General features: G+C 37.4%; 19 protein-coding genes. 9 read left to right on the top strand and 10 right to left on the bottom strand.

The features are described 5' to 3' along the window. Positions 1 to 11: 11 nt before the first annotated feature. From MKY13_RS03870 to pdhA, 6 genes are all read right to left on the bottom strand, one after another. Positions 12 to 704 (bottom strand): LrgB family protein, encoded by a 693-nt coding sequence (locus MKY13_RS03870; protein ID WP_339215404.1) that lies wholly within the window; start codon positions 702 to 704, stop codon positions 12 to 14. Beyond that, a complete protein-coding gene (locus MKY13_RS03865; protein WP_339215402.1) occupies positions 664 to 1,077 on the bottom strand; it encodes a CidA/LrgA family protein in 414 nt (137 codons plus the stop codon). Before MKY13_RS03865 ends, MKY13_RS03870 begins: the two co-directional genes overlap by 41 nt. A 169-nt stretch (positions 1,078 to 1,246) precedes the next feature. Beyond that, the gene (lpdA, locus tag MKY13_RS03860) at positions 1,247 to 2,659 is read right to left on the bottom strand and encodes a dihydrolipoyl dehydrogenase (protein ID WP_191698549.1); all 1,413 of its coding nucleotides are present in this window, start codon (positions 2,657 to 2,659) and stop codon (positions 1,247 to 1,249) included. 4 nt (positions 2,660 to 2,663) lie between these two features. Continuing rightward, a complete protein-coding gene (locus MKY13_RS03855; RefSeq protein WP_191698550.1) occupies positions 2,664 to 4,052 on the bottom strand; it encodes a dihydrolipoamide acetyltransferase family protein in 1,389 nt (462 codons plus the stop codon). Positions 4,053 to 4,071: 19 nt separating this feature from the next. Continuing rightward, on the bottom strand, positions 4,072 to 5,049 hold the full coding sequence (locus tag MKY13_RS03850; protein WP_191698551.1) for an alpha-ketoacid dehydrogenase subunit beta: 978 nt from the start codon (positions 5,047 to 5,049) through the stop codon (positions 4,072 to 4,074). Between the two features lie 3 nt (positions 5,050 to 5,052). Then, on the bottom strand, positions 5,053 to 6,168 hold the full coding sequence (pdhA, locus tag MKY13_RS03845) for a pyruvate dehydrogenase (acetyl-transferring) E1 component subunit alpha (protein ID WP_191698552.1): 1,116 nt from the start codon (positions 6,166 to 6,168) through the stop codon (positions 5,053 to 5,055). Between the two features lie 362 nt (positions 6,169 to 6,530). Here pdhA and def point away from each other — a divergent pair, with 362 nt between their 5' ends. Then, on the top strand, positions 6,531 to 7,088 hold the full coding sequence (def, locus tag MKY13_RS03840) for a peptide deformylase (RefSeq protein WP_191698553.1): 558 nt from the start codon (positions 6,531 to 6,533) through the stop codon (positions 7,086 to 7,088). A gap of 157 nt (positions 7,089 to 7,245) precedes the next feature. Here the strand turns inward: def and MKY13_RS03835 are convergent, their stop codons facing one another. After that, on the bottom strand, positions 7,246 to 8,016 hold the full coding sequence (locus MKY13_RS03835) for a Cof-type HAD-IIB family hydrolase (RefSeq protein ID WP_191698554.1): 771 nt from the start codon (positions 8,014 to 8,016) through the stop codon (positions 7,246 to 7,248). Between the two features lie 337 nt (positions 8,017 to 8,353). On the opposite strand from MKY13_RS03835, the gene MKY13_RS03830 reads away from it, so the two are divergent. Further along, the gene (locus MKY13_RS03830; protein WP_191698555.1) at positions 8,354 to 8,563 is read left to right on the top strand and encodes a DNA-directed RNA polymerase subunit epsilon; all 210 of its coding nucleotides are present in this window, start codon (positions 8,354 to 8,356) and stop codon (positions 8,561 to 8,563) included. Between the two features lie 5 nt (positions 8,564 to 8,568). Continuing rightward, positions 8,569 to 10,236 carry a ribonuclease J1 gene (rnjA, locus tag MKY13_RS03825; RefSeq protein WP_191698556.1) on the top strand — a complete coding sequence of 556 codons (1,668 nt, stop codon included), beginning with the start codon at positions 8,569 to 8,571 and terminating at the stop codon, positions 10,234 to 10,236. Between the two features lie 97 nt (positions 10,237 to 10,333). On the opposite strand, the gene MKY13_RS03820 is transcribed toward rnjA, so the two are convergent. Next, a complete protein-coding gene (locus MKY13_RS03820) occupies positions 10,334 to 10,996 on the bottom strand; it encodes a TrkA family potassium uptake protein (RefSeq protein ID WP_191698557.1) in 663 nt (220 codons plus the stop codon). A 60-nt stretch (positions 10,997 to 11,056) separates the two neighbouring features. Next, the gene (locus MKY13_RS03815) at positions 11,057 to 11,572 is read right to left on the bottom strand and encodes a TlpA disulfide reductase family protein (protein ID WP_339215396.1); all 516 of its coding nucleotides are present in this window, start codon (positions 11,570 to 11,572) and stop codon (positions 11,057 to 11,059) included. Positions 11,573 to 11,714: 142 nt separating this feature from the next. On the opposite strand from MKY13_RS03815, the gene MKY13_RS03810 reads away from it, so the two are divergent. Genes MKY13_RS03810 through MKY13_RS03790 form a run of 5 tightly spaced genes read left to right on the top strand, consistent with a single transcriptional unit; the run spans position 11,715 to position 16,041 of the window. Next, positions 11,715 to 12,257 carry an XRE family transcriptional regulator gene (locus MKY13_RS03810; RefSeq protein WP_191698559.1) on the top strand — a complete coding sequence of 181 codons (543 nt, stop codon included), beginning with the start codon at positions 11,715 to 11,717 and terminating at the stop codon, positions 12,255 to 12,257. A 17-nt stretch (positions 12,258 to 12,274) separates the two neighbouring features. Continuing rightward, positions 12,275 to 13,375 (top strand): ABC transporter ATP-binding protein, encoded by a 1,101-nt coding sequence (locus tag MKY13_RS03805; protein ID WP_339215394.1) that lies wholly within the window; start codon positions 12,275 to 12,277, stop codon positions 13,373 to 13,375. Further along, on the top strand, positions 13,368 to 14,171 hold the full coding sequence (locus MKY13_RS03800; RefSeq protein WP_191698561.1) for an ABC transporter permease: 804 nt from the start codon (positions 13,368 to 13,370) through the stop codon (positions 14,169 to 14,171). Before MKY13_RS03805 ends, MKY13_RS03800 begins: the two co-directional genes overlap by 8 nt. Next, positions 14,171 to 14,971, top strand: coding sequence for an ABC transporter permease (locus MKY13_RS03795; RefSeq protein ID WP_339215392.1), 801 nt, complete (start codon positions 14,171 to 14,173; stop codon positions 14,969 to 14,971). Before MKY13_RS03800 ends, MKY13_RS03795 begins: the two co-directional genes overlap by 1 nt. Next, complete coding sequence (locus MKY13_RS03790; RefSeq protein WP_339215391.1) at positions 14,968 to 16,041, top strand: ABC transporter substrate-binding protein; 1,074 nt, start codon at positions 14,968 to 14,970, stop codon at positions 16,039 to 16,041. Before MKY13_RS03795 ends, MKY13_RS03790 begins: the two co-directional genes overlap by 4 nt. 59 nt (positions 16,042 to 16,100) lie before the next feature. On the opposite strand, the gene MKY13_RS03785 is transcribed toward MKY13_RS03790, so the two are convergent. Continuing rightward, positions 16,101 to 16,562, bottom strand: coding sequence for an 8-oxo-dGTP diphosphatase (locus MKY13_RS03785; protein ID WP_191698564.1), 462 nt, complete (start codon positions 16,560 to 16,562; stop codon positions 16,101 to 16,103). A 174-nt stretch (positions 16,563 to 16,736) separates the two neighbouring features. Between MKY13_RS03785 and MKY13_RS03780 the strand changes: the two genes are divergently transcribed. Further along, on the top strand, positions 16,737 to 17,924 hold the full coding sequence (locus MKY13_RS03780) for an MFS transporter (RefSeq protein ID WP_191698748.1): 1,188 nt from the start codon (positions 16,737 to 16,739) through the stop codon (positions 17,922 to 17,924). Positions 17,925 to 17,963 lie beyond the last annotated feature (39 nt).

The raw sequence follows: 17,963 nt of genomic DNA, 5'->3' as shown, positions 1-17,963 counted from the left end.
TCGTCTGTTTTTTAAATGAAGTAGATTGAAATGAGCGGTATTATAAATGCCCCTACAACCGCACTGAGCCCCATTGATAATGATCCTATAGATAAATCCTCTTCACTATATTCCTTTAGCTTTGTTAAGCCTACACCATGCGAAGCGCTTCCCATAGCAACTCCTCGGCTAATAGCTGTGTCAATATTAAATACTTTAAATAATATAGGTCCCAAAATAGCACCCGTAAAACCTGCTACCATAACCAACACTGCAGTTAGAGGTGGAATCCCTCCTACAAGTTCGCTTACTTGCATCGCAACTGGTGTCGTCAATGACTTAGGTAAAGAAGTATAGATAAAGGCTTTACTTGATCCAAACAGTAAAAGAAACGCTACAACACTTATAAGACCCGCTAACATTGCCACAATAATGCTAATTATAATTGAGTATTTATATTTGAAAATAATATCCCGTTGATTATAAAGCGGAAAGGCTAATGCTACAACTGCAGGACCGAGCATTTTTGATAGCCATTGACCGCCTTCCATATAAGTTTCGTACGGTATGTTAAAGATCAACAAAACCGCTACCGTAATGCAAGTAACAGTTAGAATAGGTAACAAAAAAGGATTGCCAATTTTCAAGTACAGTTTATTCAGTAAAACGAAAAGTAACACTGTGCTACTTATGATAAAGAGACTTAGCAGAACTTGTGGTAACATGTTCCTCCTCCTTTTTTCGCTTTTCTTTTTCCTCAATAATTCTACTAACTTTCCCTGTAATGACTAACGCGAATATTGTACTTATAATTACCGCCAATATGAGGAGCCCACCAGACACCGTAAGTAATTCCGGATAGTTAATTACTGCTACAGTGGAAGGAATAAAAAATAAGGTTAAAAATGCTAACATAAAACTAGCACCCTTTTGAATGAATTTCACATTCAATATTTTGAAATAAAGTGATAACCATAATAATACAAGTCCAATGATACTTCCCGGTATGATAATTCCAGTTAACGAAACTATGTATTCTCCTATTAAATAAAATAAAATGATGATACCTATTTGAGCGATTGTACGTATAACATCCACTTAAAAACCCCCTTGCACACACTTTCATTGTACGACTATTAGAAATTTCTGTCTATTTCATTCTCTTACTATAATATAAAATATACCATTATTACTTTTGAATATATCCATCCATATAGATAACAAAAAGGCTATGCAGTATTTTCAACTGCATAGCCTTTAATCATTATTATTTAGATACGATGTGGATTGGGTTGCCTAATAATACTTCAGCAGCTTCCATCGTAATTTCACCTAAAGTTGGGTGAGCGTGAATTGTTAATGCTACGTCTTCAGCTGTCATACCAGCTTCGATAGCAAGACCCATTTCAGCGATCATATCAGATGCTCCAGCACCGATGATTTGAGCGCCTACAAGTAAGCCATCTTCTTTACGAGCAACTAATTTCACAAAGCCTTCTGTTTGGTTAAGTGCTAATGCACGACCGTTTGCAGCGAATGGGAATTTAGCAGCTTTCACTTCAAGACCTTCAGCTTTAGCTGTTTCTTCAGAGTATCCTACAGTTGCCATTTCTGGATCTGTGAAGCATACTGCTGGAATTGCTAAGTAGTCAACTACTGATGGTTCACCAGCAATTGCTTCTGCAGCAACTTTACCTTCATAAGAAGCTTTATGAGCAAGTTGTGGACCTGCAACGATATCACCGATTGCAAAGATGTTAGAAACTGAAGTACGACCTTGTTTGTCAACTTCCAATAAACCGCGCTCTGCGAATTTAACTCCTACTTCTTCTAAGCCCATTTCATCAGTATTCGGACGACGACCTACAGTTACTAAAACGTAATCCGCTTCAACTGTTTTCTCTTCGCCACCTGCTTCATAAGTAACTACAACGCCGTTTTCGTTTTCTTCAACGCCTTTAGCAGATGCGTTTACTACAACTTCAACGCCCTTTTTCTTAAGACCTTTTTTAACGATTTGCGTCATTTGTTTTTCGAAACCAGCTAAAATATCTTTTCCGCCTTCGATAATTGTTACTTGAGAACCTAAGTTAGCATAAGCTGAACCAAGCTCAGTTCCGATGTAACCGCCACCGATTACTACTAATTTACCTGGTACTTCAGGGAAAGATAATGCACCAGTTGAGCTTACTACGCGCTTTGTAAATTTGAATGTTGGGATTTCGATTGGACGAGATCCTGTTGCTAAGATTGCATTTTTGAATGTATATGTTTGGGCTTTATCGCCATCGATAACACGTACAGTGTTTGCATCTACGAAATACGCTTCACCTTTTACGATGTCTACTTTATTCCCTTTTAATAAACCTTCAACGCCGCCTACTAATTTTTTAACAACGCTGTCTTTAAATGCTTGTGCTTTAGACCAGTCAAGCTTTACTTCTGATGCAGTAACACCCATATCATCTGAATGTTGTGCATGCTCAAAGCGGTGACCTACTGAAATTAATGCTTTAGATGGGATACAGCCTACGTTTAAACAAACTCCACCTAATGCTCCACGTTCAACGATTGTAACTTTTTGACCTGTTTGTGCTGCACGAATTGCTGCAACATATCCACCAGGGCCAGAACCTACTACAAGAGTATCTAGTTCGATTGGAAAATCTCCTACTACCATTTTTTTACGCCTCCATTAATAATAGTTGCGGCTCACTTAATAAACGTTTTAAATGATTTAAAGCGTTTTGTGCAGTCGCACCATCGATCATACGATGATCAAAGCTCAATGATAATGCTAACACATGTGCTGCTACAATTTCACCATTTTTTATTACTGGTTTCTCTGAAATTCGACCAATTCCTAAAATCGCAACTTCAGGGTGATTGATTACTGGTGTAAACCATTGACCACCTGCAGAACCGATATTTGTAATGGATATTGAAGCACCTTTCATTTCATGAGATGCTAGCTTACCATCACGTGCCTTTACAGCCAGTTCATTAATTTCCTGTGACAGGCCAAAAACTGACTTACGATCAGCATGTTTAATAACCGGAACTAATAAACCTTTTTCTGTATCAGCAGCAATACCAATATTATAGTAATGTTTTTGAATAATTTCCTGTGTTGCGTCATCCAGTGATCGGTTGAATTCAGGATATTTACGCAAAGTCGAGATTAAAGCCTTCACAACGTACGGTAAATACGTCAATTTAACACCTTGCTCTGCTGCAATATCCTTGAATTGCTTACGGTGTGCAACAAGTTCTGTTACATCCACTTCATCCATTAACGTTACGTGCGGAGCCGTATGTTTTGAATGAACCATCGCTTTTGCAATCGCTTTGCGCATACCGCTCATTTTTTCACGTGTTTCAGGGAACTCGCCTTCAAGTGTAACAGGAGCAGCTTGTTTTGTTTCGGCTTGTTTCTCTTCTCCTTGTGGCTGTTGAGTCTCTTTTACTTCTTCTGTTTCAGAAGCCGACTCTTGACCTCCGTTTAGGAAGCTCTCAATGTCTTCTTTTAATACACGGCCATTTTTGCCTGTACCTGAAACTTGCTGAATTTCGACACCTTTTTCACGAGCATACTTGCGAATAGAAGGCATAGCGATAATGCGTTTGCCTGAAGTTTCTGTTTCAGACGGCGATGCAGCTTTTTCTGTTTCAGCAGGGGCTTCTGGCTGAGCAGAATCTGCACTTTTATCTGTTTTAGTTTCTTCTTTTTTCACATCTTGACCAGCCTCAGCAGTGGATTGCACTTGTGCTTCTGTTTTATTCGATTCATTTGATTCGTGGTGGTCATCACCTTTTAATTTTAAATCTTCATAACCTGGTGCATCAAAGCGAATTAGGGCATCTCCAACAATTGCCACTGTACCTTCTTCCACCAAAATTTCTTCAACTGTACCTTCTACGGGTGATGGAATTTCCACGACCGCTTTATCATTTTGAACTTCAGCTAAAATATCATCTTCTTTGACTTGATCGCCAGCTTTAACGAACCACTTGACGATTTCACCTTCATGAATACCTTCTCCGATATCTGGTAATCGAAATGTAAATGCCATAATTTCTCACCCTCAATTCTTAGAATGTTAAAACTTTCTTCGCAGTTTCCATTACGTCTTTATATGTTGGTAACCATACACCCTCTGCTTGAGGGAATGAATAAATCGTATCTGGTGCAGCAACACGTAATACTGGAGCTTCTAATGAAAGAATTGCACGCTCTGTAATTTCTGCTACAACATTTGCTGCAATACCTGCTTGCTTTTGCGCCTCTTGAACGACGATTGCACGACCTGTTTTTTCAACAGAAGCGATAATTGTATCGATATCTAAAGGCTGAATCGTACGTAAATCGATTACTTCTACCGAGTAACCTTCTTTTTCAAGCTCCTCTGCCGCTTTTAAACTTTCGTGAACCATTAAGCCATAAGAAATAATTGAAAGGTCTTTCCCTTCGCGTTTTACATCTGCTTTACCAAGTTCAATTGTGTATGACTCTTCAGGAACTTCTTCACGGAACGAACGGTAAAGTTTTAAATGCTCTAAGAAAATAACTGGGTTATTATCACGAATTGATGCAATTAGTAAACCTTTTGCATCATACGGTGTTGATGGAATTACCACTTTTAAACCTGGTGATTGAGCCATTAAACCTTCTAAAGAATCCGAATGCATTTCCGGTGTATGAACACCACCGCCAAATGGGGAACGAATCGTTACAGGTGCATTATACGTACCACCTGAACGGTATTTCATACGAGCTAATTGACCACTAATTGAGTCCATTACTTCAAAAACGAAGCCGAAAAATTGAATTTCAGGCACTGGACGGTATCCAGTTAACGCTAAACCAATTGCTAAACCACCGATTCCTGATTCTGCAAGTGGCGTATCAAATACACGATCAACGCCAAATTCTTTTTGAAGACCTTCTGTAGCACGGAAAACCCCGCCGTTTACACCAACGTCTTCACCGAATACTAAAACGTTTTCGTCATTTTTTAATTCGCAACGTAATGCATCTGTAATTGCTTGAATCATTGTCATTTGTGCCATGGCTTATTTCGACTCCTTCTCTTTATAAATCGCATACTGTTCTTTTAAGTTTGCTGGCATTTCACCATCATACATATTATCCATTAACTCTGTTACCTTTTGTTTTGGAGCTTTATCGGCTTCTTTAATTGCTTCTTTAATTTCCTCTTTTGCACGCTCTATTACTTCTTCTTCTTTCTTCTCATCCCATAAACCTTTAGCTTCAAGGAATTTACGGAAGCGTACTAATGGATCTTTTGCTGCCCATTCATTATCAGTATCAGTAGTACGATAACGTGTTGGGTCATCTCCTGCCATTGTATGTGGACCATATCGGTAACACATTGTTTCAATAAGTGTTGGACCTTCACCGCGAATTGCACGATCACGAGCGTCCTTAGTCGCTGCATAAACAGCTAACGGATCCATTCCGTCCACTAATATAGATGGAATGCCGGCTGCTATACCTTTTTGCGCGATTGTTTTTGCTGCAGTCTGTAATTCACGTGGTGTTGAAATTGCGAATTGGTTGTTTTGCACGATGAAGATAGCCGGTGATTTGAATGCACCTGCAAAGTTAATCCCTTCATAGAAGTCACCTTGTGAAGAACCACCATCTCCTGTATATGTGATTGCAACTGTTTTTGAACCGCGCTTTTGTAAACCAAGTGCCACACCTGCCGTCTGAATATATTGTGCACCAATAATAATTTGCGGTGCCAATATATTTACCCCTTCCGGAACTTGGTTTCCGATAAAGTGACCGCGACTGAATAGGAATGCTTTCCACAATGGTAAACCATGCATAACAATTTGAGGTACATCACGATAACCAGGCAAAATCCAGTCTTCTTTTTCCAATGCATATTGGGAAGCAAGCTGTGATGCTTCTTGACCAGCAGTAGGTGCGTAGAAGCCTAAGCGCCCTTGTCGGTTTAATGAAATTGAACGTTGATCTAAAATACGGACATAAACCATACGACTCATTAACTCAACTAATTGCTCATCCTTTAAATCCGGCATCGCTGCTTCGTTTACAACTTCACCTTGCTCATTCAATACTTGGAACATTTCGAACTTGCTTTCAATTTCCTGTAACGTTCCAGCTGGATCCAATTGATTCATCATTTTATCTGCCATTGTTTACATCCCCTTTAAACTGTATTAAAAAATTCATTATTTTTACTAGTACAATATAACTCTACCCCGAGTATAATGAATAAAAATCTATCGGTCAATCATTGTTTACCATCTTTATTAAAGATTTTTCATATTTAACTTCAAATTGATACAGTTACATCACCTGTATCACAAAATCTCTTTCGCTGTACTATAATAGAAAACTTTAAAACATTCTATTATTATTCTGTTAATAGTTCTTCAACAATATTTATTCCCTTAATTCGAATTCTTAAATCGGAAATCCCGAAGTTTTTTCTACTTCCCTTATCAAGAGTCGTGTATACTTATTCCAATAAGTTTTTACTGAAAGGAAGTTTCACATGATTTTAATGGAACACATTATTCGTGAGGGCCATCCCACATTACGAACACGCGCAGAGGAGGTTTCCTTTCCGTTGTCTGCGGAAGACCGCAAACTTGCAGAGGATTTGTTGCAGTATTTAATTAATAGCCAAGATCCTGAGATTGCCGAAAAGTATAATCTACGAGGGGGCATTGGCTTGGCTGCTAACCAAGTAAACAGCTTAAAGCGGATGTTTGCCCTACATTTGGAAAACGAAGATGGTGAGTTATTAAGCTTCGTTGCCGTCAACCCTAGAATTGTCAGTCATTCTGTTGAGCAGACTTATATAACGAGCGGCGAAGGATGCCTATCTGTAGATCGCGCTGTTCCAGGCTATGTTCCTCGTTATGCTCGGATCACAGTTAAATTTATGACTGTGGACGGAGAAGAAAAGAAAATGCGTTTATCAGGACTTCCTGCTATCGCCTTTCAACATGAGCTTGACCATTTAAACGGTATCATGTTTTACGATCGAATAAACGAAAAAGACCCATTTGAGGTAATTGAAAATAGCATTCCATTTGGTAGAGATTAATACTAAAAACGCGTGTGAATTAAATATTCACACGCGTCAGACTGTAGACAAACTTGAAGAAATTCAAGTTTGTCTACAGTTTTTTGTTTTAAAATAAAGTTTACCAGTGAATACCATTGATTTCTTCAAATGAATGAACGAAATCAATTTCTTTATTTTATATTAGTTTAAGTTTTTCCATCGCCAGAGCCAGCCCGTCTTCATCTACATGCGCTGTTATCATTGACGCTGCTTCCTTCGCTTTTTTATGACCATTCCCCATTGCGACACTTTGAGGGAATTCCGAAAGCATTTCGATATCATTTAGCCCATCCCCAAAGGTAACGATCTGTTCATCTGAGTAACCGGTATACTCCAGCAATTTTTTTATACCGTTCGCTTTCGATCCCCCTTTTGGCAACATATCGCATGATTGGGGATGCCAACGGACGAATTGCACTTCAGGAAACTGTTGTTCATAAATTGGCTGTTCCTGTTCATTTATAAAAATTAATGTTTGATAGACTGGCGTATGCAAATAATAGTTTGCATCGATTTGCGGGTACGGAAAATAAAGTGTAGCCAGGCTTTGTTCGATACTCTCATAATCACCTGCCGAGGCAATCATTTCTTTTTCATTAAGAAAAACAAATGGATGATTTCTTTGTGAACCGAAGCTTAAAATTTCCGTTAGCGTTTCATTTGCAATTTGATCGGTATAAATAACTTTTCCTTTATAAACAACATATTGTCCATTGAACGTCACATATGTATCAATCTGCAATTCTTCCAATATATCTTTTATCATGAACGGAGCTCGACCTGTTGCAATCGCAATTTCATGACCCTTTTCACGCGCTTTGAAAATCGCTTCTTTTGCAGAATTCGGCAATTTTTTATTAGAATCGTACAGTGTTCCATCTACATCAAAAAATAATAATCTTTTCAACTTAAATTCTCCTTTATTTTCAAAGACCCTTTACAGAAATCTGAATATTTAGTATAATGAGAGCGAGGAGTGATGACCTATGTTAAAACGTCTCAAACAGAAATGGCGGAAACGATTAAAAGGCATCCTCGGTAAAAAATTAATTGCCTAAACACTTCATTGATTGGTGCGCCCTATTTAAGGACGTACCATTTTTTAGTTTTTATTCAATCGTTATGTTCATGTATTTGATGGGCTTTTCTTTATTTTAAAGGACTCCCATGATAATATAAAGGAAATGCATTTTTCTACTTATTAGAAATGCAGTAATAATGTTCGTAATTAAAGGAGAGTAACTATGATTTACAAAGTTTATTATCAAGAAAACATCACTGAGATTCCAGTTCGCGAAAACACAAAAACTCTTTATTTAGAGGCGTCATCTGAACGTGAAGTACGTCACTATTTAAAAGACCGAAATTATAATATCGAGCTTGTTCAACTTCTAGAAGGCAACTATTTAGAATACGAACAAAACAGCCCTAATTTCCGTCTGGAGAACGCTTAATTGTTATGAAATTCGTTAAGAATGATCAAGCGGCTGTATTCGCACTCGGCGGACTGGGCGAAATCGGCAAAAACACATATGCAGTACAATTCCAAGATGAAATCATTTTAATTGACGCAGGTATTAAATTCCCTGAGGACGACTTACTTGGAATTGACTACGTAATTCCAGACTATACGTACTTAGTTCGAAACGTAGACAAAATTAAAGGCTTATTTATCACACATGGCCACGAAGATCATATTGGCGGTATTCCTTATTTACTTCGTCAAGTTAATATCCCTGTTTATGGCGGAAAGCTTGCATTGGGACTGCTTCGCAACAAATTGGAAGAACACGGTTTATTACGTTCTACGAAATTAATCGAATTTAAAGAAGACGATGTTATTAAATTCCGTAAAACAGCCGTAAGCTTCTTCCGTACGACCCATAGTATACCCGATGCATATGGTGTAGTAGTTAAAACACCACCAGGCAATATCGTGCATACAGGGGACTTTAAGTTTGACTTTACTCCAGTTGGAGAGCCTGCAAACTTAACAAAAATGGCCGAAATTGGCCGCGATGGTGTACTTTGTTTACTATCAGATAGTACAAATGCAGAAAAAACTGATTTTACAATGTCTGAACGTACAGTCGGGAAAAGCATTGATGAAATTTTCCGTAAAGTTGATGGTCGTATTATTTTTGCGACATTCGCTTCGAATATTCATCGCCTGCAGCAAGCGACAGATGCAGCTGTAAAATATGGCCGTAAAATTGCCGTTTTCGGACGTTCAATGGATAACGCTATTACTATCGGTCGTGAATTAGGATATATCACTGCACCTAAAGAAACCTTTATTGATGTGCAAAGCTTAAATCGTTTACCTGCAAATGAAGTAATGATTTTATGTACAGGTTCTCAAGGTGAGCCAATGGCAGCTTTATCGCGTATTGCCAACGGAACACATCGTCAAATTCAAATTCAGCCTGGTGATACAGTTGTATTCTCTTCTTCACCAGTACCAGGAAATACGATGAGCGTAAACAAAATTATTAACTTATTATTCCGTGCCGGTGCAGAAGTTATCCACGGTGCATTAAATAATATTCACACTTCTGGTCACGGCTCACAGCAAGAACAAAAACTAATGCTACGTTTAATGAAACCGAAATTCTTTATGCCGATTCATGGTGAATACCGTATGTTAAAAATCCATACTGAATTGGCGGAAGCCTGTGAAGTACCACTGGAAAACTCATTCCTTATGGAAAATGGCGATGTATTGGCATTAAGTGCAAATGAAGCACATGTTGCCGGCCGCATTCCTTCAGGTGATGTGTATATTGACGGCAATGGTATTGGAGATATCGGAAATATTGTACTGCGAGATCGTCGTATCCTTTCTGAGGAAGGTTTAGTTATCGTTGTTGTAAGTGTTGATATGGCGAAAAACAAAATCGTTTCAGGTCCGGATATTATTTCTCGAGGATTTGTTTATATGCGTGAATCAGGCATGATGATTAATGAAGCACAAAAAATGTTGAATTATCATTTAAACAGCACAATTCAGGAAAAAGATACACAATGGAACGATTTGAAAAACGAAATAACGGACGTATTAGGTCCATATTTATACGAAAAAACGAAACGTCGTCCTATGATTTTACCAATTATAATGGAAGTATAATTAAAATTGGTAAAGCCATTTAGGTGATTTTCCATAAAAATACCCGCTTACTTATTGTAGGCGGGTATTTTTATTTTAATTTTTTGTTAAGTATCGGCTACTTTTGAACAACTTTTTTCACAAAACGATTAATGTCTACGTCAGCACCAATCATCAGCAAAACATCCCCTAACTGAATACGCTCTGTCGCTGCTGGAGAAATCATAATTTCATCTCCGCGTGTAATGCCAACAATATTGACACCGTATTTTGCACGAACGTCCAGTTCAATCAATGAATGACCTGCAATCTTTTCATTCGCTTTGATTTCCATAATTGAGTGCTCACTGGAGATTTCCAAATAATCAAGTACACTATTAGACATCATATTATTAGCAATACGAATGCCCATATCCCGTTCTGGATGCACAACAAAATCTGCTCCGATTTTAAGCAATACTTTTTCATGGTAATCATTTTGTGCTTTTACTGTAATTTGTGGAACACCAAGTTCTTTTAAAATAAGGGTTGTTAAAATACTCGATTGGATATCTTCCCCAATTGCGACAATTACATGTTCGAAGTTCCAGAGCCCTAGTGATTTAATTGTTTCTTCCTCTGTCGTATCAGCTACTACTGCTTGAGTGGCAATACGGGCAAATTCATCGACACGTTCACTATCTGTATCAATTGCCATTACATTCGCTCCTTGCTTAACCAACTCGCGTACGATACTTCCTCCAAAGCGCCCTAGCCCTATTACTACAAATTCTTTTTTCATTGTATCTCCTCCGAACATCCAGTTGCCATTCATTTTAACTTATAAAAATGTATATTGTCATTAAATAATACGCTCAATTTTTCCTTGCAGGGATTTAGTCGCTAAAGCTCCAGCATGATAGAAGCGCAATTTCTGTTGTTGATCGAATAAATAGTAAGCTGGTACAATTTTATTTCCAAACCTATCGCTAATGATAAGTTCATTATCTAGGTGAATAGGGTAATTTATACCTAATTCCTTTACTTTTCGCCTTACTAATTCTGAAGAAAAGTCGAGCTCTTCCCTTGGCATATGAATCGCTTGAATATTTAATCGATCATTGAAAATATTACCAATATTATTCAATTTCTCTATGGATTGTTCACATTGCGAACAACTCATGGCCCAAAAATAAATTAATGTCGGCATATCTGATAACTCTTTCATATGTTTTTTATTAATAACTTTTGTAGCCCCGCTTAGCGAAGGCATTATTGTCCGAATTCTCAATCGCATCCTCCTCGCTGTAACATATGTAAAGGAGTTTTTTTCTGTACCGAACAAATGTCCAGTAACTAAACAAATAATATCTTTCATTTCACAAATATACTTGAAAATCCCCGTATATTATGTATAATTATTATTATTTTCGTAAACTAAAAGTTTTGTAATAGTAAACTTCCTTACTGGATGTTTATCATATGTAAACAAATTGGTTATGTATAAGGAGCGTGACTTGATGCAAATCGGGACGAAGATTAAAGCGTTACGCATAAAAAAAGGGCTGACCCAGGAAGAACTTGGAGAGCGCACTGATTTAACGAAAGGCTATATATCTCAATTAGAGCGAGATTTAAACTCACCTTCAATTGAAACATTATTCAACTTATTGGAAGTTCTCGGGTGTTCACCACGGGACTTTTTTGATGATGAACAAAAAAATGAAAAAATTGTATTTACAAAAGATGATCAAACCAGTTTTACTGATCATGATAAAAAGTATGAAATTGAATGGCTCATTCCTACTTCGAATGAAAAAGAGATGGAGCCGGTATTTATTACTCTCCATAAGGATGCAGAATTTAAAGCATTCGAACCATCATTAGCGGAAACTTTCATTTATGTAGTTAAAGGGCGAATCCGTGTTGTTCTCGGAAACGAGGAATATATCGCAAGTGAAGGAAATGCTGTTTATTATGAAGCATCTTCCAACCATCAAATTTTTAATGCGCATAATGGAATAACAAAGTTACTCCTTGTCGCAACTCAATCTTACTTATAAATCAGGAGGCTACTTAAATGAATAACACGATTATTCGCTTTGAAAATGTTACAAAATCATATGATGACGGTACAGTTGTCTTAAAAAATATTAACTTCGAACTAGAACGTGGTAAGTTCTACACATTACTCGGTCCATCCGGATGTGGTAAAACAACTATTTTACGTATTATTGCTGGTTTTACTGACGCATCAACAGGTGATGTATTTTTTAATGGAAAACGTATGAACGATGTTCCGGCAAATGAACGCCAAGTAAATACCGTATTCCAGGATTATGCGCTGTTCCCTCACTTAAATGTGTTTGAAAATGTAGCATTTGGCTTACGTATTAAAAAAGTGAAAGAAGCAGAAATAAATGACCGCGTGCAAGAGGCATTAAAGTTCGTCAATTTAGCAGGCTATGGCACCCGTGAAATTTCAGAAATGTCCGGTGGTCAACGTCAACGTGTCGCTATCGCACGTGCTATCGTTAATGATCCAGAAGTTATTTTATTGGATGAGCCATTATCAGCACTTGATTTAAAATTACGTACAGAAATGCAGTATGAGTTACGTGAATTACAGCAGCGATTGGGCAAAACGTTTATTTTTGTTACACATGACCAGGAAGAAGCTTTGGCAATGAGTGATGAAATTTTTGTTCTTTCTAATGGGGAAATTAAACAATCCGGAACTCCAGTGGATATTTATGATGAGCCAATTAACCGTTTTGTAGCAGACTTTATCGGAGAGTCCAACATTGTAGATGGATTAATGATTGAAGATTACAAAGTGCGATTTGCTGGAAAAGAGTTTGAATGTGTTGACGGTGGGATGAAGCCAAACGAAAAGATTGACGTTGTCATTCGTCCGGAAGATTTGGAAATCACAACACCGGAAAACGGCAAGTTAATTGTTACTGTTGATACTCAATTATTCCGCGGTGTTCATTACGAATTATCAACGTATGATCAGGACGGAAATGAATGGTTAGTCCACTCATTGAAAAAAGCAGATGTTGGAGCTGAAATTGGATTGGACTTTGATCCTGAAGCTATTCACGTTATGAGATTAAATGAGACAGAAGCGGACTTCGACAAACGTTTGGAAGCTTATGGGGACGAAGACTATGAATAAGACAGCAAAAGGCCCGTTAATTCCCTATATTTTTTGGATTTTATTATTCGTTATTGCACCAATTGCGTTAATCGTTTATTATTCTGTTCTTGATTTGAATGGTAACTTCACTTTAACCAACTATGCAAAATTCTTTACACCAGTTTATTTAAAAATGACATTGAGCAGCTTCTGGTATGCATTTCTGATTACGCTATTTACGTTGTTATTTGCCTACCCTACTGCCTACTTATTAACAAAAACGAAACATAAGCAATTATGGCTTATGCTCATTATCATTCCATCTTGGATTAACCTACTCTTAAAAACTTATGCATTCATCGGTATTTTTGGTTTATACGGCCCAATTAATGCAATGATTGAAGTGTTTGGTTTTAATCCAAAGCAAATTTTATTTACAGACTTTAGTTTTGTTTTCGTATCGGTATATATTTTCATTCCATTTATGATAATTCCGATTTTCAATTCTTTAGACAAAATGAATCCATCTTTAATCTATGCCGCACGTGATTTAGGTGCATCCAGCTGGACAACCTTCCGCCGAGTTATTTTCCCATTAACAATTGATGGCGTAAAATCAGGTATTCAGGTTACCTTTATCCCAGCTTTATCTTTATTCATGATCACACGTTTAATTGCCGGAAACCAAGTCATTACTTTAGGTACTGCCATTGAACAACAATTCCTTGTATCTCAAAACTGGGGAATGGGTTCGACAATTGCCGTATTCTTAATTCTATTTATGGTTCTTACAATGTTATTTACTAGACAAAAATCTAAAGGAGGACGCGTTTAATGAAAAAATTATCATCTATGTCGAAAATTTATTTAATTTTCGTATTCGCGGTCCTTTATGCTCCGATATTTTATTTAATTTTTTACTCATTCAATAGTGGTGGCAGTATGAATAATTTCGAATCGTTCACACTGGAGCATTACGCAGCAGTATTTGAGGATTCAAGATTAATCATTATTCTACTTAATACAGTGCTCGTTGCCCTTTTATCAGGCCTGATCGCAACAATAATCGGGACATTGGGCGCTATTGGCATTATTTCAATAAAGGATAAAAAAATGCGTAATACATTGCTTTCATTAAATAATGTCCTTATCGTTTCACCGGATGTTGTAATCGGTGCAAGCTTCCTTATTTTATTTACGATGATTGGTGTAAAGTTAGGGTTTGCCTCTGTACTAGTATCGCATGTTGCATTTAGTGTACCGATTGTAGTGCTCATGGTTTTACCAAAATTGCTTGAAATGAATACTTCATTAATTGATGCCGCAAGAGATTTAGGTGCGACAAAACGTGATGTATTAATGCGTGTTATTTTGCCGTATATATCTCCTGGTATTTTCGCAGGATTTTTTATGGCCTTAACATATTCACTTGATGATTTTGCAGTCACTTTCTTCGTTACAGGTAACGGGTTTAGTACATTGTCGGTGGAAATCTACTCAATGGCCCGCGCCGGAATTTCTTTAACAATCAATGCTATTTCAGGATTGGTATTTGCCGTAACAGTGTTAATCGTTATCGGGTATTACTTCATTAATAAACGTTCAAAATCAATAGCAACGGGGGGACATCAATGAGAGACTTAATTCAAGCAACAGTTGCTATTGTCATTGCCTGTGCCCTTCTGTTTGTAGCAGTGGACCGGATGCAGTCTGCTGGATCTGCTGGAAGCAAGGACACATTAACAGTCTTTAACTGGGGCGAATATATCGATCCAGAGTTAATCGATAAATTTGAAGAAGAAACAGGTATTAAAGTAACATACGAAACATTTGATTCAAATGAAGCGATGTTAACAAAAGTACAGCAAGGAGGCTCTGCATATGATATTGCAGTTCCTTCCGAGTATACAATTGAATCGATGAAGGAAGATGGATTACTCATCCCAATCGACCATAGTTTAGTACCGAATTTACAAAATATCAACGAAGACTTTTTAGATTTACCGTTTGATCCAGCTAATGAGTATTCGATCCCTTATTTCTGGGGAACGGTTGGAGTTGTATATAACCCTAATTTAATTGAAGACCATTTAACATTCGAATCTTGGGATGACCTATGGGATCCTTCACTGGAAAGAAAAATTTTCCTAGTGGATGGATCAAGGGAAGTAATCGGTATGGGGCTTAACTCAATCGGTCACTCCCTTAATGTAAAAGATGATGCATTGCTGCGTGAAGCAACAGACAATTTAATTAAGCTTTCACCAAACATTAAAGCAATCATTGGTGATGAAATTACACCACTTATGATTAATAACGAAGCCGCAGTCGCACTTACCTTCTCAGGCCAAGCTGCTGATATGATGTGGGAAAATGAAGAATTGGAATTCGCTGTTCCACAGGAAGGTTCCAACTTATGGTTTGATAATATGGTTATCCCTAAAACTTCAAGAAATATTGAAGGGGCACATAAATTCATTAACTTTATGCTAGATGCAGAAAATGCTGCCCAAAATGCTGACTATGTTGGCTATTCAACACCAAATGAAGCAGCTTGGGAGTTATTGGATGAAGAAGTGGTTAGTGATGAGCGCTTCTACCCTTCACATGATCAACGTGAAAAGTTAGAAGTATATGAAAACCTAGGCCTTGAATGGCTCGGAAAATATAATGAATACTTCTTGGAATTTAAGATGAGTTTTTAATAAAAATTAAGGGCAGCCTTAAAAGTCGATTTTTCTCTGACTTTTCGGCTGTCCTATTTTTATAACTTATGTATAATCCTTCTATCCAGACAATCATTTTCTTCATCCCAAATCATATGAATCTCAAAAGTTCCTGGTTCGAAAAAGTAATCGAAACGAACCTGAATATCTTCCTGCATAGGGTAGTTTTTTGCTTCACTAATTTTCACCCATTCCAATGTTCCTTCATCACAATTTGTGAGCAGTTCCCCTATAAAGTCATCCGTCCAATAATTATAAATAATAAAATGATCTTTTTTTACTTCATTTGTATAATGGGAAATTCCTTTAAATGTTAAGGAAAGTACATCTAGACCTGTCTCCTCTTTTACTTCACGGATTGCTCCTTGTGCAAATCCTTCTGGAAAGTCTACTTTGCCCCCCGGTGGTATGTAGCCTTTAAAATGATCATGCTGACGATTGAGCAATAATACTTTATCGTCTTTTTGTACCATCACTACTGTCCAAAATTTATAATTCATATAAACAACCCCTCTTTAATATAGCTTTATTTTGGCAATATTCTTTTTAACTTTCAATATATAAATTCCTTCAAAGGAATGATGTAATCTATCGTGAAAGTTTGTACAATATGGTATGCTATTGGAAATATATATTTCTACAATCGAAATATTTTAATGGAAGGCTGGCATTATATGACGCAACAATCTAATAAATTGGCACTTTATTTATTAATGTTTAATATGTTTATTACAATGGGTGGGATTGGCATTATTGTCCCTGTTATGCCGGCTTATTTGCAATTATTCGGTGTTGGCGGACAAGTCCTTGGATTTTTAATTGCAGGGTTTGCACTTGCCCAGTTTCTCCTCTCCCCGATTGCAGGGGATTTATCAGATCGACATGGTCGAAAAATGTTTATCATAGGCGGCTTAATTGTCTATGGCTGTGCCCAAATCCTATTTGGACTAGCCACTGAAGTATGGGTACTATTTTTATCACGCTTTTTAAGTGGTGCCGGCGCGGCGTTTATTATGCCTCCTATTATGGCCTTTGTAGCTGATATCACAACCCATGAAGAACGCGGAAAAGGAATGGGCATGATTGGAGCAGCCATGTCTTTAGGCTTTATGATTGGACCAGGTATTGGCGGGTTTTTATCCAATGTAAATTTAACGTTTCCATTTTTCTTAGCTGGGGGTGTTGCATTTATTGCAGCCATTTTATCTGCTATATATTTGCCTAATATAAAAAATACTCAGTCAGTTATAGCGCCAAGGGAAAATTTATCAAAACAGTTAGTTAAATCTGTAAAGACCTCCTATTTCATCTTTTTAATAGTCGTCTTTACATTTAGCTTTGGTATATCAAATTTCCAAGCGACTTTAACGCTATATTTAGATAATAAATTTGGCTACACACCTGGAGAAATAGCGATAATATTAACTGTTGGCGGCTTTGCAGGTGTTGTATTGCAAATGTATGTTGTCAATAAATTATTTAAGCGTTTCGGGGAAGTAAAAGTTATTTTAGTAAACTTGCTGCTGGCTGCAGTGACTATGCTGCTATTTATTTATATTAGTGGTTTCTTCATTATTTTAGTTGTTGCTACCTTATTCTCAATCGCTACAACCTTTATTCGCCCAGCTGTAAATACGCTCATATCCAAGCTTGCTGGCAATGAACAAGGGTTTGCAGCTGGTATGAATAACGCGTACATGAGTCTAGGCAATATGTTTGGACCTGCACTTGCGGGCGTTCTTTTCGATTGGAACCGTGATTCTCCTTATATTTTAGGGGCGATCGTTTTAATTGGCTGCTTCATGCTTGCCTATTTTTGGACAGCAAAAAAAGCTCCGCATTTGCTAAAAGCCTCCTCATAAATTGAAAAAGGGATGACCAGGAAAAGTCCTGGCATCCCT

Source organism: Solibacillus sp. FSL W8-0372, assembly GCF_037969735.1.
GTDB lineage: Bacteria > Bacillota > Bacilli > Bacillales_A > Planococcaceae > Solibacillus > Solibacillus faecavium.
The sequence above is the reverse complement of the archived record's forward strand: the minus strand, read 5'-3'. Positions and strand labels throughout refer to the sequence as shown.

Excerpts from the sequence above, each read along its gene's own strand:
- MKY13_RS03870 (WP_339215404.1), bottom strand. The coding sequence starts at position 704 with ATGTTACCACAAGTTCTGCTAAGTCTCTTTATCATAAGTAGCACAGTG.
- lpdA (WP_191698549.1), bottom strand. The coding sequence starts at position 2,659 with ATGGTAGTAGGAGATTTTCCAATCGAACTAGATACTCTTGTAGTAGGT.
- MKY13_RS03855 (WP_191698550.1), bottom strand. The coding sequence starts at position 4,052 with ATGGCATTTACATTTCGATTACCAGATATCGGAGAAGGTATTCATGAA.
- MKY13_RS03850 (WP_191698551.1), bottom strand. The coding sequence starts at position 5,049 with ATGGCACAAATGACAATGATTCAAGCAATTACAGATGCATTACGTTGC.
- pdhA (WP_191698552.1), bottom strand. The coding sequence starts at position 6,168 with ATGGCAGATAAAATGATGAATCAATTGGATCCAGCTGGAACGTTACAG.
- def (WP_191698553.1), top strand. The coding sequence starts at position 6,531 with ATGATTTTAATGGAACACATTATTCGTGAGGGCCATCCCACATTACGA.
- MKY13_RS03830 (WP_191698555.1), top strand. The coding sequence starts at position 8,354 with ATGATTTACAAAGTTTATTATCAAGAAAACATCACTGAGATTCCAGTT.
- rnjA (WP_191698556.1), top strand. The coding sequence starts at position 8,569 with ATGAAATTCGTTAAGAATGATCAAGCGGCTGTATTCGCACTCGGCGGA.
- MKY13_RS03820 (WP_191698557.1), bottom strand. The coding sequence starts at position 10,996 with ATGAAAAAAGAATTTGTAGTAATAGGGCTAGGGCGCTTTGGAGGAAGT.
- MKY13_RS03815 (WP_339215396.1), bottom strand. The coding sequence starts at position 11,572 with ATGAAAGATATTATTTGTTTAGTTACTGGACATTTGTTCGGTACAGAA.
- MKY13_RS03810 (WP_191698559.1), top strand. The coding sequence starts at position 11,715 with ATGCAAATCGGGACGAAGATTAAAGCGTTACGCATAAAAAAAGGGCTG.
- MKY13_RS03805 (WP_339215394.1), top strand. The coding sequence starts at position 12,275 with ATGAATAACACGATTATTCGCTTTGAAAATGTTACAAAATCATATGAT.
- MKY13_RS03800 (WP_191698561.1), top strand. The coding sequence starts at position 13,368 with ATGAATAAGACAGCAAAAGGCCCGTTAATTCCCTATATTTTTTGGATT.
- MKY13_RS03795 (WP_339215392.1), top strand. The coding sequence starts at position 14,171 with ATGAAAAAATTATCATCTATGTCGAAAATTTATTTAATTTTCGTATTC.
- MKY13_RS03790 (WP_339215391.1), top strand. The coding sequence starts at position 14,968 with ATGAGAGACTTAATTCAAGCAACAGTTGCTATTGTCATTGCCTGTGCC.
- MKY13_RS03785 (WP_191698564.1), bottom strand. The coding sequence starts at position 16,562 with ATGAATTATAAATTTTGGACAGTAGTGATGGTACAAAAAGACGATAAA.
- MKY13_RS03780 (WP_191698748.1), top strand. The coding sequence starts at position 16,737 with ATGACGCAACAATCTAATAAATTGGCACTTTATTTATTAATGTTTAAT.